Annotated in this window: 8 protein-coding genes; 1 reads left to right on the top strand and 7 read right to left on the bottom strand. The window is 51.7% G+C overall.

Annotated features, from left to right (window positions below; genetic code table 11):
• Positions 1-226: 226 nt before the first annotated feature.
• From HMPREF9441_RS01455 to HMPREF9441_RS01435, 5 genes are all read right to left on the bottom strand, one after another.
• Positions 227-1117, bottom strand: a complete 891-nt coding sequence (locus tag HMPREF9441_RS01455) for a T9SS type A sorting domain-containing protein (RefSeq protein WP_008617194.1) — start codon at positions 1115-1117, stop codon at positions 227-229.
• Positions 1118-1157: 40 nt separating this feature from the next.
• Complete coding sequence (locus tag HMPREF9441_RS01450) at positions 1158-2984, bottom strand: RagB/SusD family nutrient uptake outer membrane protein (protein WP_008617192.1); 1827 nt, start codon at positions 2982-2984, stop codon at positions 1158-1160.
• Between the two features lie 25 nt (positions 2985-3009).
• Positions 3010-6090 carry a SusC/RagA family TonB-linked outer membrane protein gene (locus HMPREF9441_RS01445; protein WP_008617190.1) on the bottom strand — a complete coding sequence of 1027 codons (3081 nt, stop codon included), beginning with the start codon at positions 6088-6090 and terminating at the stop codon, positions 3010-3012.
• A 12-nt stretch (positions 6091-6102) separates the two neighbouring features.
• On the bottom strand, positions 6103-8709 hold the full coding sequence (locus HMPREF9441_RS01440; protein WP_008617189.1) for a zinc-dependent metalloprotease: 2607 nt from the start codon (positions 8707-8709) through the stop codon (positions 6103-6105).
• Between the two features lie 97 nt (positions 8710-8806).
• A complete protein-coding gene (locus HMPREF9441_RS01435; RefSeq protein ID WP_008617188.1) occupies positions 8807-11290 on the bottom strand; it encodes a leucine-rich repeat domain-containing protein in 2484 nt (827 codons plus the stop codon).
• Positions 11291-11759: 469 nt separating this feature from the next.
• Here HMPREF9441_RS01435 and HMPREF9441_RS01430 point away from each other — a divergent pair, with 469 nt between their 5' ends.
• On the top strand, positions 11760-14243 hold the full coding sequence (locus HMPREF9441_RS01430) for a M6 family metalloprotease domain-containing protein (RefSeq protein ID WP_008617179.1): 2484 nt from the start codon (positions 11760-11762) through the stop codon (positions 14241-14243).
• Positions 14244-14495: 252 nt separating this feature from the next.
• Here the strand turns inward: HMPREF9441_RS01430 and HMPREF9441_RS01425 are convergent, their stop codons facing one another.
• Together HMPREF9441_RS01425 and HMPREF9441_RS01420 are read right to left on the bottom strand one after the other, a co-directional pair.
• Positions 14496-15746, bottom strand: a complete 1251-nt coding sequence (locus tag HMPREF9441_RS01425) for a M16 family metallopeptidase (RefSeq protein WP_008617177.1) — start codon at positions 15744-15746, stop codon at positions 14496-14498.
• Positions 15747-16036: 290 nt separating this feature from the next.
• A complete protein-coding gene (locus tag HMPREF9441_RS01420) occupies positions 16037-17119 on the bottom strand; it encodes a carbohydrate porin (RefSeq protein ID WP_008617163.1) in 1083 nt (360 codons plus the stop codon).
• Positions 17120-17134: the final 15 nt, after the last annotated feature.

The following is a 17134-nucleotide window of genomic DNA, read 5'->3' as shown; positions in this document are numbered from 1 at the left end:
ATGCAATCTTGTAAGAAAAGAAGTTGGAAGTCCTTTGTTTGGGAAATGGTCTGCAAATAATTGTTTCTCAGATTAGTAAGGCAAAAGGAGACGCTTTATTGAAAGGCTGAAATCATTCTGCGCCAAACGAAAAATCGTTTGCAGCAGAATAAAAAAACAATCTCAGCCAAATGATTTTTCGTTTGGCTGAGATTGTTTTGTGTTAATAATCCGGAAAGTTTGCGGCTTATTGCACGGCCAATTTGCGAATGGCGTCGCCGGCTTTCACGATATAGATGCCTTTAGGCATGTTCGACAGGTCCATACGGTCGGTATGGGCGGCGTTCATCAGCAGTCCGTTGGCATTATATACCTTGATGTCGGTAGCTTCGTTCAGCACCACGCGGTTGCCCTCGAAGAAGATGCGGGACTTCGGGGCTACGGTTTCCTTGATGTTCACCGTGCTGTTGGTCGGAGTGGTCACGCGAATGCCGTGGATGTAAATAGGGTCGGCAGTAGCAGATTGGAAATAAGCGTAGATAGGTTCGTTGCTTTTGAGGGAATAACCTCCATTGTTATTGGTTAAAGTCTCAATGTTTTTCCATGTGAATATTCCAGAACGAAATAATGGGCTAAATCCGGGTAGTGCATATTTGGCACTGATAACGTCGTAATTGGTAAATACGGTATTGATATCTTTTGAAGCCATCATACGTACACAAGTCTGTCCTTCGCGTGACAAGCAGATACTGAAAGAGGAACAGGATGGCATGAGAACAACAAATCCTCCTCCATTTGGGTTTCCTATAGCCGATGAGGCTGCTGTGATAATGGCTCCCGTACGGAAACCTTCTGCGCCGATTTCACCACCTTCTCCGGCACCTTCCCAGAACGGGTCGGCATAAGTGGGAGGATAATCGGGAGCGATGTCTGCCGGTACCATTTGGATGATTTTGCCATTCGGGTCAATTTTATTGTCCGCTTCGTTGCAAAGGCCTACATACTTGTCTATCTTTTCTTGGGAGTCAAACCAAAGCCAACCGTCTGCGTCGACATCATAAAACAGGTTGTACTCCTGTGCCTGTACTCCGATGGTACAGGCCAAACCTAAAAATAAGGTACTGATAATCTTTTTCATTTTCTTTCTCTTTTTAGTTAAACAATCACTAATATCTATGTTATACTTCTACCCAATCCGGATTTTGGTCGATGCCGTGGTAGCGTATCTCGTCCCAAGGAATGGGAAGGTAATACTGCATCTTTTGGAACACGCGTACACGTTGTGGGAAACGGTTCATGTTGCTGATGGAATAAGTGGTTGTTTCACCACGTTTCACGATTTTCATCGCTTTAAGCGGGTTGCTCGTTCCGTTCAGCTTTTCCTCAGCTATGCCCCAACGGAAAAAATCCCAATATGAAGTTTCTTCAAAAGCCAGTTCCACGCGGCGTTCATTCACCAGTTGCTCCCATGTGAGCGAGGGCAACTCGTCCATGTGCGCACGGCGGCGGATGGCGTTCACTTGGGTACGTGCCGCTTCTGTGTTGCCCAACCGGAACATTACTTCTGCATAATCCAGCAATACTTCCGCATAACGCCAGATGATGTAATTCTGGCTGCTGGCATAGGCTTCGTCGTTGTTGATCTGTTGTTTTTCGTTGACGAACTTGCCCATATAGTAGCCCGTGCGGGTCACGGCTGCTGTGGTGGACGTGCCGTAGGCCGTCAGGTCCTCTCCCGGGATTTCGTTGTTGCCTTCGCGTGTGTAGTGTATGTCCATGACATGCCCGTTATAGGTGGAGCCGTCATACAGGATATTGGCGTAGAAGCGGTAGTCGCGTCCCACATAAGGGTGCTGTGCATCGTAAGTGAGGCCGGCGCGCATGCCATATTCATCCACATGGTTCTGCGTGGGCGTATAAGCGGCTGTCGTACCCGTAAAGTGGGGAGCGGCGGCGTCACGATCCAGTTTATGGCCGAAGCCCGTGTCGTAATTGCCGTCGTCAGAGTGCTGTACTTCAAGAATGGATTCCTTGCTGTTCTTGGTGAGGAATATGTTTCGGTATTCTTGTTTGATACTTTCCTCATCCGTTCCGGCTATCTGTATCAAGTCATAGTACTGCAAGCCCATGAGGGTTTCGTAGGCTACCCGTGCCGAGTCGAGCATGTCGTGAGAACGGTCGTCGCTGAAGCCCAGATACGTTTTTTCCTGATTCTGAAATACGTCGCTCGAAGCCCATTGGAATGTTTTAGCCACCAGCATGAGAGCTGCTCCTTGGGTGATGCGCCCCTCGTCCGTAGCATCATATTCCAAAGGGAGGACGGTGGCGGCAGCCCGGGCGTCGTCCACGATGGCCCGTACCATTTCTTCGTATGAGGCCCGCGGATATTTCCGGCTGTCATTCAACGGGTCGAGAGGCTCTTGGATGAGCATTACTCCACCGAACTGCCTCCAGAGCATATAATAATAGTAGGCGCGGAAGAAATGTGCCTCGCCCAATATACGCTGTTTTTGGCTACCTTCGGCAATCTCGCCTTGGTTGACAAACAAGCGGTTTACGGACTGTATCTGTGTATAGTAGTTCGACCATTGTACTTGTGCCCAGTTGGTGATTTCTTTGGTGTTGCTTTTCAGTAAATCACCGTAACCGGCATTGTAATAGTCGTTCTTGGAGGGCACTATCTGATCGCCGAACCAGGGCATGTAGTAACGCGAAGCGCTTTTGACCAAAGCGATGGTCGTGGGAACGTAAGTAGAGAAGCCGGAGTTCATGTTCCGATACCATGGCAAGACATACTCGTCCAAAAGCATGGGGTTCTTCCAGATGTCTTTTTCCGACATCTTGTCCACGGGTGTGTCGCGGAACAGGTCGTCGCAGCCCGTGAAAGCGGTGAGTCCGGCGGCAAACAATCCGCAGAGGATATATTTTTTGAAAATCGCGATTAAGCGAGAACAGAGGCAAGCTTGCTTGGCTATGCCGAGTGTAAGCGATTTATGCAAATCCATAACGATTCGTTTTAAGAAGTTAGACTTAGAAACCTAAATTCAAGGTGATTCCGTAAGAACGTTGGATAGGATAGCCGCGCAACGATTCCGGGTCCATCCCCAAGTCGCTGAGTGAAGACCAAGTGACCAGGTTACTGCCTTGCAAGGCAATGCTGGCCGACGTCAACTTGAGTTTCTTCAGCACGGCCGGTTGCAGGGCGTAGCCCAATGACAGGGATTTCAGGCGCAGGAAGTCGCAGTCTCTTACCCAGAAAGTTGACTCTTTACGGTTGTTGTCATTAGCCGTGGCAAATTTGATGCGCGGCAGTGAGGCACCGGGATTGTCCGGTGTCCAAGTGTCCGTCAGATGGTATTTCTGGAACCGCTGTAAGCTTCCGCTGTTCGTGGTGTAAAGCTCCTTGATGTTCTGTTGGTAACCTGTGGCGCCTTGGAACATGACGTTGACGAAAAATCCTTTGTAACTTGCACCGAGGCGCAGACTGAAATTAAAGTCCGGGTTGGAAGAATTTTTCACGTAAATCAAGTCTTTAGTGTCGAGTACGTGATTGCCGTCCTGGTCTTTGTACTTGATGTCGCCGGGAGCCAGTGTGGCGTTGCCCTGTCCGTCCTGATCGAGCGGCCAGTTGTCAATCTCTTCTTGCGACTGGAACAGGCCTTCGGCTTCATACATCGACCATACCATGCTGCTGCGTCCCACACGGCGCAGGTTAGGAGTAACGCTCGACTCATCGCCGAAATCCAGATATTTGTCCTGACTCTTGGCCAGTGTCAGATCTACGTTGTACTTCACCTTGCCGACGGTGTTGCGGTGGGTCAATGTCAAGTCCCAACCCCAGGCTTTCAGTTTGCTGAAGTTCATGTTGGGCACGTTGCCGTCCACGCCGGTCGAGGGCGGGTAGAGATAGGACGGGGCGGCTGTGATTTTGTCCGTTTCGTAACGCCAATAGTGTTCGAAGGTCAGGCCGAAGCGGTTGTCCCAGAACCCCAGGTCGGCAGCGATGTTATAGTCGTGCGACTTTCCCCACGTCAGTTCGGGATTGGGATAATTGCCTGTAGACATAATGATGCCCGGACGGTAATTACCTCCTATGTTATAACCCTCTCTTGTAGACTCTATATAAGTGAGTAGGTAAGAGTACTCTCCGACCAGTCCGTCGTCGCCGAGCAGACCTGTGGAAGCCCGGAATTTGACATTGGAGAGCACTTTTTGTTTCCAGTTTTTGAAGAACGTTTCGTTAGACAGCACCCACGAGGCCGATACCGAAGGGAAGAAGCCCCACCGATGATCGGGGTGGAAATAAGTGGAACCGTCTACACGGAAACTGGCTTCCACAAAGTAACGGTAGTCATAACCGTAGTTCAGTCGTCCGATGAGGGACGCACGCTGGTTGTAAGTCTCGCTGCCCAACAGGCGTGCGGTCACGGCTGTCCCGATCGTTTCCGGATAGATGCTGGCGTTCTGGTTTTCGCCCGTCATGTATTGGTTGTGCGTCTGTTGGTAGTTGGCTACGAGCATGGCGCCTACGTCGTGTTTGGCGGCAAACGTACGGTTATAATTTATTCCGGCTTCATAAAGCTGGTTGTCTACGAAACGGTCGATTTGTTCGATGGAGACTTTGGCGGTCGGGTAGACCGTATTCGGGTCGGTATCGAACTGTCCCGTCTGCTGGTCGTAGGTGTAAAGCGTAACGGGTTTGTCGAAGGTCTTCTCCATGCGGGTATTGTTGTCGAACGTAGCCCGGGCATAGACAGAGAGGCCTTTCACCCAAGGCAGCTCCCAACGCAAATTGGCCGTAATGGTGTTCATCTTTCCCGTGTCTTTGATGTAGCCTCCAAGGCCTTCCACGTTGATGAGCGGGTTGCTGCCGTCCACGCTGGCCAGATAGCCATTGTCAAACCGCAATACCTGGAGGGGAGAGGAGTTGTAGGCGTTGTCGATGGTCGTATAACTGGAATTCTTGCTGTTGGAGCGCGAACCGGTAATGTCGAGCGAGAGCACAAGTCCTTTGGTCAGTGTAGCATCCAGTTTGGCTGAATAGTTGAAACGGTCGCGGTTGACTCCGCTGTACAAACCTTTGGAATGGGTATATCCGCCCGAGATGTAGTATTTTACGTATTGGTTACCTCCGTTGGCCGATACGCTGTGCGTAGTGGTGTAGCCCACGTTGTCCAGATAATCCAGCAGGTTTTCATCGCCGTACACGTTCGGATTGGAGTGCGTGCGTATCATTTCCAACTGTTCGGGAGTGTAGGCCGCATTGGCCGTACCCGGCGTGTTCTCCACTGCACGGTTGTAGAGCTTGGCGTATTCGTAGGCATCGAGGAAGTCCGGCAATTGCGTGGCTTGCTGGATATTCATCTGGCCTCGGTAGTTGACCGACACTTTTTGGTTGCCGGACGCCCGTTTGGTCTGTACTAAAATCACCCCGTTGGCGGCGCGGGCACCGTAGACCGCTGCGGCAGCGGCATCTTTCAGGATGGAGATGCTTTCTATGTCGTCAGGATTCAGGTCGGACAGACGCATTTCCCCGTCGCTGGTGGTCGTACCGAAACGCGGTACGCCGTCGATGACAAGTAAAGGAGAATTATTGATACCCCGGATATGCAGGTTAGCTTCCTTGGCACTACTCGGGTCACCGGTGGTTTGCATGACCTGCAGACCGGCCACCTGACCGTAAAGAGCTTCGTCGAGATTGGCCGTCGGCAGGCTCAGCAGGTCTTCGCTCTTGATGGTCTCGATGGAGCCGGTGAGCGAAGCTTTCTTTTGTGTACCGTATCCTACTACGACGAGTTCGTCCAGATCCTGTGCGTCGTCTTCCAACGTGACTACCAGGTTTTTCTGTCCGGGTTTGATTTTGATGGTCTGGGTTTTGTATCCGAGGAATGAGATGACCAGTTCCGTTCCTGTTTCCGGAATCGAAAAGTTACCGTCCAGATCGGTTACGGCTCCTCCTTGTGCATTCTTCCATTTGACGTGGGCTCCGATGACAGTCTCGCCTCCGCGGTCTATCACCTTGCCTTTTAATATGGGTTGTGGAGTTTGTGCCGCCAGTCCCCCGGCCAGACATAAGGCGCCGATAAACAGCGCAGTTATTCTTTTTCCCATGGTGTAATGCTTTTAATTGGCAAATGTCCGCTCGATGAGCAGAATCTGATAATCGTAGAAATCTTTAGTGGAACCGGTTGCAGCAGCGCGGCGCGACTTATAAAGGCTGAGCACCTTGCGCAAGCGTCCGGTCATGAGAGCGCCGATTTGTTCCTTTGTCAGCGTGGGCAGTCCGAAGTTGATACGGGCAAACTCGTTGCCGTGACTCATGCCGCAAGAGCAAGGGAAGCTTGAAGTCATTTCGTCGAAAGCATCTTCCGGTGTCGTCGGTTGGCCGATGGCGCCTGTGTGGAGTGCGGCCGCATCTCCCGTGAGGCTTGTCGAGGCCTTTGCCGTAGGAGCCAGTCCCGTATTTTTCAACATGAGGGCGATGGCCGCGGCTTGCAAGCTCTGTTCGGCATCAGACAAACGGCCTCCGGTCGGGGCCTTGAAGAGGGCTGTGGTGACCTCGTTCAGATATTCGTCGAGCCGGAAATTGTGTACCGGATCCACGAGACCGCCTTCTTGAATACGGTAAAGTGTGGCCGAGTTGATGAGTGAGCTGACAATCATGGTCTGCAATTTGTCGTTTACGTTCATGTTGATTTCAAATTTACCGATCAGCTCTTTCACTGTCAGCCACTCGTTGTAGGTACGGGCTTGTTCCAACAACCAAAGCATGGCTTCACGCTGCCGGTCGCGGTCGATATAGTGTTTGGAGGTTTCCTTGCCGTCGCCTTGCCGTATCTCTTCGTAACGGATACCTCCGATATAAGGCATGACGTGGCGCAGGTAGCGGGTGTATTGGTTGACGATTTCACGGTACATGTTTTCCATCTCGTCGTAACGTTCGCCGCGTTCCATGTTCCATGTTTCGAGGTTTTGCATCAGAATCTTGAGGTTGCTGATGCCGTAGTCGCCGGCTTTGATATGGTCGTTGCCCAAGTCCTCCGTTTGGTCGGTCGGGTCCACGGTGCCGAAAAGCTGTTGTGCTCCGAATTCATACATGGGGTCTCCGGCCTTTTCGGCTATCCACTGGTCCAATGTCGGTTTTTCGGATTCGGGAGTCGAGGCACCGGGAATCAGACGGTAGCCCCAGTTGATGGCGTGGATGTCGTACACACCCAATACGGGCGGTGTCAGTTTCACCCCCCGTTCCACATCGCCCGGCTGGGCGACGAAGTTGTTGCGGGCGTAGTCCATGATACTCGGTGTCGTACCGTACTTCTGTGTGAAAGAGGGACTGCGTAACGAATCTACGGGGAAGGAGTAGCTTGCCCCCATATTGTGCATGAGGCCGAGCGTGTGACCGATTTCGTGAGCGGCTGCATAACGGATGGATTCGCGCATCACGTCGTCGTCGAATACCTGGCAACGTACTCTTGGGTCTACCGCTCCTGTCTGTACGAAACGCCAGTTGTGGAGCAGAGAAATGATGTTGTGGTACCAGATGACGTCACCGGTAAGGATTTCGCCCGTACGCGGATCCACATGGCTGGGTCCCATGGCGTTGGCTGTGGCTGTTGCAGCGTATTTGAAGCAACTGTAACGCATGTCGTCCGGGTCGAAGTCCGGGTCGTTTTTAGGATAATCCACAGCTTTGATGGCGTTTTTGAAACCGGCGGTCTCGAAAGCTGTGTTCCAGTCTTCTATTCCCTGATGGATGGCCGTGCGCCACTTTTCGGGGAAAGCGGAATCTACGTAGAACACGATGGGTTTCTGCGGTTCCACCAGTTCGCCTTGGAAGTATTTGTCCAAGTCCTCTTTCTTCGGTTCCAAACGCCAACGATGGATGAATGTGCGCCGGATGAGGCGGTCTTGTTCCGAAGTGTATATGCTCTTGTCGGAGTAGAAAAAACCTACGCGATTGTCTTGCAGGCGCATCGGCATCGGGTCGTCAGGCAATGCGAAGAGTGAACGGTGCATGATGACCGAGTAAGGTTGGCCGAGCGGGGTGAGGGTGAATGAAAGACGGCTCTTGATTTCGATGTTTTCCGGGAAACATTTCGAGCTGACGATACCGGAGGCATCCGGCACGAAAGTTCCTTTGAGCGAGTTGGCCCCTCCGAGCAATTTGCTTAACGGATTATCAGTCTTGATAGGACTGATGGCTTTTTCGTTGGCACCGAAGAAGGCCGTGACGTCGATCACCACGTTCTTTCCGTTTTGAGCCGCGATTTTAAACCCTTTCAACACGGGGTCATAAAAGTTCTTGTCGAAAGCCGACTCTATAGGGTCTGTCCCCGCTACGATGTCGCTGCTTTGTATTTGGTGTATGTACACGTTTCGTTCGTCCTTGCTGAAGCGAATCAATAAAGGCTGTGTGGCAATTTGTCCGGCTACAAAATCTCGCGTGTTGCTCGTAGCCGCTACACGGTTGGCCAGGATATAGGTGCGCCCGAAAGCGGAGTCCGGGATTTCGAAGTAAAGTTTTCCTTCTTTGGCATTGTATAAGGTGGTGAACAAGCCTTTCTGTACAGCGGCGTTTTTAGTCACTTTTTTATAATCGGCATTGACGGAGTCTTTTACCAGTGCTGCTATTGCATTCTTGTTCTTTTTGCTCTTTCTTTTGGCCTCAGTCGGCTGGCAAACAGCCAGGGTGGCCAACAAGACGAAAGCTATTCCTGTACCTTTTCTCATGATCGTCTTATTTTTGAATGATTGATTTGTAGACAGTAGAAGATAAGAGAGGAGGATGAGAACTTGTCTTACCCTCCTCTCCGGTATATGTGTTGTATTATTGAGCGTTTACTTTACATGAAATGTGATTCGCTTTTACAATATACAAGCCCGGTTCGAGACTGAAGTTTACGGCATTTCCGGTTGAAGTCTGTACGGCAATGGTCTGTCCGGACAGGTTGTAAACCTTCACATCGCAACCGTTTGCCAGTCCCGTTATCAGGACGTTGCCACGCGTGGCCGTAATGACAGGAGCATTGTGGCGTGTGCCTTCTATGCTGCTTCCGCCTTCTACGAGTGTGGTTGTGGTCTTGAACGTATTTGAACCGCTGAATTTCGGGAATGCGGCGGTGGTCATTTCGCAGTACACGGGCACGTCTTGTTTCACCAAGAACGTGAACACGCCCTCCTCTTCGGTATAGTCTGTTCCGGCCACGAGAGCCTCACCGTCTTCGGTCAACCAAGTATAAGTGGTTTTTACTTTGCAATCAAGCAGTCCGGAGATATTGTCCTGTGCCGAGAGGTCTACGGTCTCGCCCGCTTTTACTTCCGCTGCAATCTGCATGGCATTTTGTGGGGCATAGGTGTAAGTGTTGCAACCCAATGCAGGAAGAGTGGCGAGTGTGAAGTTGTTCTTGCTGCAATTCACGCTTTTGGTCACGTTGTCAGCCTTGAGTTCCGTCAGTTGGTTGTTCATGCAGAACAGCGAACCTAACTCCTTGCACGCCGTCACGTCGAGCGAAGTCAGTTTGTTTCCGTTGAGGCTGACGTAGGTCAGTTTGGTGTTGTTGCTCAGGTCTATGTCCGCAATCTGATTGTTCAGTATGTACAGGCTTGTGAGTTCTGTGTTCTTGCCCAGGTCGATTCCCGTGAGTTTGTTGTCGCTCAGTGTCAGCTTGTTGAGCGCGGTGTTTGCCGCGAGGTCGATTTCCGTGAGTTCCATGTTCTTTGCGTCCAAGGTTTTGAGCATGGTGTTTGCAGAGAGATCCAGTGCCGTGATGGGGTTGTTGTAGCAGTTCAGCACTTCCAACGCCGTGTTTTTGCTCACGTCGAGTATCGTCAGTGCGTTGGTATACACGTTCAGTTCACGGAGGTCGGTGGCCGCTGATGTGTTGATGGCAGTCACTTGTGCGCCGTCCACACGTGAGTCGCAGCCGAAGACTGAGATTTCACGGGCGTAGATTTTGATGTGGCCCTCTCCTGCGGGTGTACCGGTTACGGTGGTAGTCGTTCCGTATTCGTCTGCCATTGCGATAACCTCACTGGCCACTCGTTTGCCGTCGCCCCAGTCCACGATGATGCGGTTGGCTTCGGTCGTAGAAGCGAAAGTCAGGTTACGTTCGTTTCCGTCTACCTGTGCCGTGAGTGTCAAGTAGAGTTCCGGTTCGGTTTCCACGGTCACGTTTTCCGTCTTGAATATATTGGCGTCGGCGAAGTCCGGGAAAGCGGCTGTGGCCATTTCACAATAAACAGGTTCGTCGAAAGCTTTCAGGAACGTGAATACATTGTTTTCCACAGTGTAGTCCGTACCTTCTTGCAGTTCGGTGTCGCCTGTCTTCCATACGAATGTGGTCTTTTGTGCTTCGGCGGCCAGTCCGGTGAGGTTGTCCTGTGCGGAAAGGTCTATCGTCTCACCGGGCCAGATACGCTGGGCGACGGGCATGCCTTTTTGCGGGGCATAAATGAAATATTTGCTTCCCGGCAATGGCAGGTTGGCGAGCGAGAGGCGGTTGTCGGAGCAATTCAATCTGGTTTTGACGCTTCCCACTTTGAGCGAGGTAATTTCGTTGCCGTTGCAGAAAACTACGCTTAACTTATCGCACATAGACAAATCCAACGTGCTTAATTTGTTAGATTGTATATTGACTGTGGCCAAAGCCGTGTTTTGGCTCAGGTCTATCTCGCTCAGCAGGTTGTTGTTGATGTTGAGCGTGCTTAGTTCCGGGTTGGCCGAAAGGTCGATGGATTCAATCTGGTTGTCGTTCAGCATCAGTTTTTTGAGAGCCGTGTTCTTTGTCACGTCGATTTCCGTAAGCGACATGTTGGTTCCGTCGAGCGAGGTCAGTTGGGTATTGGCCGAAAGGTCAAGTGAGGTGATAGGATTATTGCTGCACACCAACTCTGTCAAATTCACATTCTTGCTCACATCGAGGGTCGTGATTTCATGAGTGTTGCAAGTCAACTTGGTCAAGTCCGTGGCTTTTGTTACGTCCAAGGCCGTAAGTTTGGTACCGTCATTGGCTGCATAACTACAGTCGAGCACCACAAGTTTTTCGCCATAAACACTGATTTTGCCTTCTCCTAAAGGAGTGCCTGTCACTGTGGTGGTAGTCCAACCATCGTCAACGGCTATTTCTTCAGTCTCAACCAAATTTCCGTCTCCCCAGTCTACTTTGAATTTGTGACCAGCTTCGGAAACGGCGAAGTTCAGTGTCAATGGCTTGCCTTCCACCTTGGCGGTAAGCGTGATGGCCGGTTCGTTTTGTGCATAAGTGATGATGCCGAACATGGCGAATAGAATAGAGAGTAGATACTTCTTCATAAACGTTTGTTTTTAATTAGAAAATAGTTTTTAGCCTCTTTTTGTCCGCTTTTATTCTTTCTGCGAACCGGTTGCTCTCTTAGTAAGAGAGCGACATTTCATTTACAACGGGCAGTTACACTTACAAAATGAAGAGTCAAATGCTTATTTGGTGAACTTAATTATAGTCTTTGTTGCATTAAAACATGCATTTTGTTTTGCGGATTTCGTCCTTTTGCTTATCTTTGAGGGTGTTATAGGATTGCATAATTATGCAATCGCTCTCTTACTAAGAGATAGACTTTCAATGTACTCTTAATCAACTTGTATGGTGGAAGGACAAAACTGTTCGAAATGTATCCGGTTTATGCGAATAAGGACTTTTGGAGCCGTTTTTACATCCCGGAATAGAAAAAAAGAAAGTAATTCACGGCATCGTATGGAAAAATGAATATCTTTGCGGATAGTATCAATCAAATGCCGAACGGTTATGGTGAAAGTTTATTCTTGTAGGTTTTTTCTTTTGTTTTTGGCTTTGTGTGGCCTGATTCCGGTCTGGGCGGAAAAGAACAAGGGAGATTTAAGTAATTTGGTTTGTTTCGTGCGTTTCTTGGACGAAGATAACGACGAGATGTTCGAGCGTCCTTTTTCTGCGTACGAACAGTTGTTTAATGACGACACGCAGGGGGCGAACTCCGTATACAACTATTTCCGCGAGGCTTCTTACGGGCAACTTGCCTGGAAGAGCAGTTTCTTCCCGGAAGCGGTGGACGGCCGGGTCATATCCTATCGTGCCAGCCGGGAGAGGGGATATTATAAGGAGAAAAGCTCGATTAATGAACTCGGTTATGAGGACGACGTGGACAAGGCGGCACGCGAGCAAGCCCTCATACGCGAAGTGGCGGCTTGGCTTTCCGATGCGCTTCCGGAGGACGCGTCGTTGGACGCGGACGACGACGGCATCGTAGATAACATGTGTATCGTGTTGAGCGGACGTTCGGAGTTGAGCAACCGCCATTTGTTGTGGCCGCACCGTTCCGACCTGGCTTTGCCCGATGAAAAGGCCATATATATAAAAGGTAAGAAACTGGTCGGTTACCTGATGGTGTTCGATGATGCGAACGGTTGGGCGTCGCTGGAACCCGTGCCGTTGAACACCGGAGTGATTTGCCACGAAATGTCGCATTCCTTGGGGACGTACGACCTCTACCACGTGAACGACGACCTGAATCCCGTGGGTGTCTGGGATTTGATGTCCGACAACCTGCTTGTACCCCAGCAGATGTCGGCTTATACGAAGTACCGCTATTGCGGCTGGATAGACGAGATTCCGGAGATTTCGGAACCGGGCACATACGTGTTGAATCCGGTCGGGGGAGAGAAGAAAGAGAATGTGGCTTATAAAATCAGGCCCATCGGCTCCGAAGAATATTTTGTGGTGGAATACCGCCGCAAGGAGGGCAGCACGTTCGACAGCGGGCTGCCGGAATCCGGCCTGTTGGTTTACCGTATCAATCCGGCTTATACGGGCGGTAACGTGAACTACAACGGGACAACCCGTCTGGACGAAGTATACATTTTCCGGCCGGGCGGTACGACAACTGCCGACGGGAACATAGAAAAAGCGGCTTTCAGCGAGGAGAGCGGGCGTACGGCTTTTGGAGGCGACGCGGAAGTGAAGCCTTTTTACAGCGACGGTACGGTGGCACGCTTTGCCCTGACGCATATCTCATCGTGTGGCGAAACCCTTTCGTTCAATTTGGAGAACCTGGGACATCAGATCAAACTGTCCGAAGAGGCTGTAACGCTTGGCGGTGCGGCGGGCGATAAGCTCGAGCTTTCGGTGGAGGCTGATGTAGACTGGACTGTGTCCGGTTTACCCGATTGGTTGAAACTGGCACCGCAGCAGGGAGAAGCGGGAAAGACCACCGTCACGTTGGAAACCCTGACCGAAAACGCCACGGCACAGACGCGCAAGGCGGAACTGGCCTTCACTTCGCCTTCGGATGCCGGACTGAAAACCATATTGACCGTACATCAACAGTCTAATGTCATTCTGCCCCCGTCCGGCTTGTCCGCCCGCGTGACGGAGGACGGGAAGGTGGAATTGGCATGGACGGCTCCGCAAGAGGGTACTCCCGTGTTGTCAGACGGTTTTGAAGATACGGCCAATCCCAACGGTTGGGTCATTCAAAATGCCGGTGACAGGGGGTGGACGTGGCAGGAGGCTGCCAAGAACTATATGCCTTACAGCGGGAATTATTCCATGTACATGAAGAGTGCGTGGGAGGATGCGCATCAGGACGAACGTCTCATCTCTCCCGTGTTCGCTTATGGCCGTGAATTGTCATTCTGGAGTAAGTCTATTGCTCCGCAGAAAAACGTCAAGGAGCAATACTATTATGTGGAAGTGAGTACTGACGGTGGGGAAACATGGACACCGGTATACGACTTAATCAAAGACTGCGATGTGCTGAACCAATATGTGAAAATCACCATCGACCTTTTCGCATACCAGTCCGACCGCATGCGCGTGGCTTTCCATGCTTACGACACGAACGATGTCGGGTTGTCTTACTGGTGGCAAATCGACGACGTGGAGATTTATTCCGCTCCTTCGGAAACCATGGTAGAAGGATATGCCGTGTACCGCAACGGAATAAAGTTAGGCGAAACGCCGGACGTGACCTTTACGGATGCCGAACCGCTTGCCGGTGAAAACATTTATACCGTACGGGCTACCGGGCGTTTCGGCGAGACCTCCGATTCGGAAGTCGCCGTGTTGATGTATGACCCCTCCGGCGTGGAAACGGCAGGGATGATACCGGACGTGACGGTCGGGACAGCACAAGGGCGCGTTGTGGTGCAGTCGTCCGCTCCGTTGGAACAGGTGCGTCTCGTGACGGTGGGGGCATGCAGACCGCCCTTGCCCGTCCCAAAGGAAATGTATGTATTTTTGATGTGTCCGGGATGAGCCGTGGCCTCTACCTTGTCGTCTGCGAGACCGAAGGGGACGGAACGCCTGTCGTGCGAAAGGTTATCTTGAAGTAAAAGAGCAGGTTAAACCCTCTTTGAAGCACTTTTCAAAAGGGTGCTTGATTACTCTCAGGAGAGAGGTAAATCAATCTCAGCCAAATGAAAAATCAATCTCAGGCGATTGAAATTTCGTTTGGCTGAGATTCGTTTTACGTTCGGCTGAGAATGATTTATGGCCCTCTGTAGAGGGCTATCGGTAGATGAGGAATGTCAAATTTTCGGGACGGAAAAGCTCCTGTGCCACGGCATGAAGGTCTTCCGCCGTCAACCCGTCTATCTTTTGGTACAGACGGTTCAGGTCGCGTGCCCGGTCATAATGCAGGAACGTCTTTCCCATGGCCAGCGCCACGTTTTCAAAGTTGTCGTAAGAGATGCCTATCTGGCCTTTGATTTGCCGTTTGGCGGCTTCCAACGCATGGGGAGCCAACGGGGCTTCGGCCAGCCGCCGCAGTTCTTTCAGCACAAGCCGACGGCAACGGGTCACGTCGTGAGGGTCGCAACCGAAATATACGCTCCACAAGCCGGTGTCGGTGTAAGTGGTCATGACGCTTTCCACCGTATATACAAGGCCGTGCTTCTCGCGCAGACTCAGGTTGAGGCGTGAGTTCATGCCCGGGCCTCCCAGGATATTGTTTAGCAGATAGAGGCTCAGGTGGCGCGGGTCGCGGGCACTGTAAGCCCGTGCGCCTATCATGACGTGTGCCTGATGGGTGTCTTTGTGCAGCGTGACGGTCTGGGGGCGGTATTCCGGTACAGCCGTGCGTCCGGCATCATTCCTGTCAGGCCGGGCAGGGGAAGCGTCGGTTTGGAGGAGCGTCTGGAAAGGATGGCCTTCGGGCAAGGAGGAAGCCACCCGTTTCAGGGCTTTGGTGATTTCCCGGCAGGCATGTGCCGGTTCGATGCGTCCGTAGACGAAGAAAACCATCCGGTCGGGACGGTACAGCCGCCGGGCGAAACGTTGGATGTCCTCGCTGTGGAATCCGCGCAGGCATCCGGCTTCGCCCAGGATGTTACGTCCCAAAGGGTGGCCGCAAAAAATCAGATTCTCGAAATCGTCGAAAATCAATTCGGAAGGCGAGTCGTTGTAGCTTTCTATTTCGTCGATGACCACCTCCACCTCTTTGTTCATCTCTGTTTGGGGATAGGTGCTGCCCAGCACGATGTCGGCCAGCAGATCCACGGCGCGTGCGAAGTGTTCTTTCAGGAAAGCCGTGTAGTAAATGGTTTCCTCTTTGCCCGTGTAGGCGTTCAAGTCCCCTCCTACGCTTTCCATGCGGTTCAGGATATGCCAGGAGCGGCGCCGGTGCGTCCCTTTGAAAGTCAGGTGCTCGCAAAAGTGTGCCAGCCCGTTTTCGTCCGGCAGTTCATCGCGTGTACCGGCATCGACGGCGATGCCGCAATATACCACATCCGTAGCCGAAGGGGCACAGATGACGCGCATGCCGCAGGGAAGGGTATGGGTATAGGGAACAGCCGAAGCGGGAGATGTTGTTGTCATGTCGTTATGCTTTGTGTTTACCGCACAAAGTTACTGCAAACCGCGGGAAAGGAAAAGGAAACAGGCCGTTATTTGCATAAATCGCTCCCACTCGGCAGACTTCGAGCAAGCTCGGTCTGCGCTCGCTTAATCGTGATTTTCTTTTTATTCCGTTTGCTGTCCGTCTTTGCCTGTCTGTTTTTGATGTTTAATAGACGAGAACCGGACGTGGCAATCTTCCTTTATGACCCGGTTCAGTTTCCGAATTCCAATATGGCCCGCAGTTGTGCTGCCGCTGTGTAGTTCCCGTTGGTGTTGATGCAATGTACGGCCGGCTGGAGGGTGAAATGGTTGCATACGGGAAAGCTTCCGGTCAGTTCCACGTCGGTTTCCCGGCCGTCGGCATAGAGGGCACGGTTGACCACCAATCCCACTTGGGTCATCCGGGGCGGAATGTTACTCCAGATAAGCCCCGCTCCCCAGTAATGACGGCATGTGCTGCGTGAAGCCGGCGACGTGCCACCCTGCCACATGGCTCCCAAATGGCTTTCGCCGACATGCAGGAGGGGTTGTTCTATCAAGGTCCACAAAGCGTAATTGAAAGTTTTGTCGGCGGATGTTTCGGACGGACTGGAGCCGAGGGCATATCCCACGGCGTAATATCCATGATGGCGGTCTTCTTCGCCGATGTGGTAGGACAGGCTGCCTATGTTGAACATCCCGTCGCTATGGGGGCAGAAACGGAACTGACGGTTGATACGGTCGCTGGCCACGCCGTTGTAGAGGCTTTCGCGAAAGGTGAGACCTGGCAAGGGGGAGAATTCCGTGTGCAGGCAAAGGGCTGCCAAAGGATAAGTGGCTAACGGGAAGTTGGCCGACAAGATGGGGAAGTTTCCGTGCGAGGCGTTGGTGAAAAGAGCTGTGAATGGGGTCGTAAAGTGGTCCATGTCGATATTTCTCAGTCCGGCATATACGGAACCCTTGTCACCGATGTTTTGCCGGATTCCCGCTTCGATGAGACGGAAGGCCTTGTCCGGACCGGCATCTATACAACTGAATGCTTGTAAGTCTCCGGCTACCGGAATCCCTAGATTGTAAGTAGAAATGGCTGAGGTTTCCAGTTGTGCGTCTTTCCATAGTCCGGTTTCTGCCGAGACTTCAAGCAGGTTACACCAGCCGGTTTTCCCGTCGGTGATGTTCCACAGTCCTTCGGTCGTTCCGGAGATTTCCCATTTTACCCGTTGGCAGAAAAGTGGAGACTGCATGCCAGTCATTGTGGCACACGTCCAAAAAGCAAAGCGCAGGAATGCGCTCTGTGCAAAAAGTTTTTGAATCATAAAATGTAGTGTTTC

It is taken from the genome of Paraprevotella clara YIT 11840, from assembly GCF_000233955.1.
In the GTDB taxonomy this organism is placed as follows: Bacteria; Bacteroidota; Bacteroidia; order Bacteroidales; family Bacteroidaceae; genus Paraprevotella; species Paraprevotella clara.
This window is presented reverse-complemented; position numbering and strand designations above follow the sequence as displayed.

Bases quoted from the DNA above. Each gene is read 5' to 3' on its own strand.
- HMPREF9441_RS01455 (WP_008617194.1), bottom strand. From the start codon at position 1,117: ATGAAAAAGATTATCAGTACCTTATTTTTAGGTTTGGCCTGTACCATC.
- HMPREF9441_RS01450 (WP_008617192.1), bottom strand. From the start codon at position 2,984: ATGGATTTGCATAAATCGCTTACACTCGGCATAGCCAAGCAAGCTTGC.
- HMPREF9441_RS01445 (WP_008617190.1), bottom strand. From the start codon at position 6,090: ATGGGAAAAAGAATAACTGCGCTGTTTATCGGCGCCTTATGTCTGGCC.
- HMPREF9441_RS01440 (WP_008617189.1), bottom strand. From the start codon at position 8,709: ATGAGAAAAGGTACAGGAATAGCTTTCGTCTTGTTGGCCACCCTGGCT.
- HMPREF9441_RS01435 (WP_008617188.1), bottom strand. From the start codon at position 11,290: ATGAAGAAGTATCTACTCTCTATTCTATTCGCCATGTTCGGCATCATC.
- HMPREF9441_RS01430 (WP_008617179.1), top strand. From the start codon at position 11,760: ATGGTGAAAGTTTATTCTTGTAGGTTTTTTCTTTTGTTTTTGGCTTTG.
- HMPREF9441_RS01425 (WP_008617177.1), bottom strand. From the start codon at position 15,746: ATGCGCGTCATCTGTGCCCCTTCGGCTACGGATGTGGTATATTGCGGC.
- HMPREF9441_RS01420 (WP_008617163.1), bottom strand. From the start codon at position 17,119: ATGATTCAAAAACTTTTTGCACAGAGCGCATTCCTGCGCTTTGCTTTT.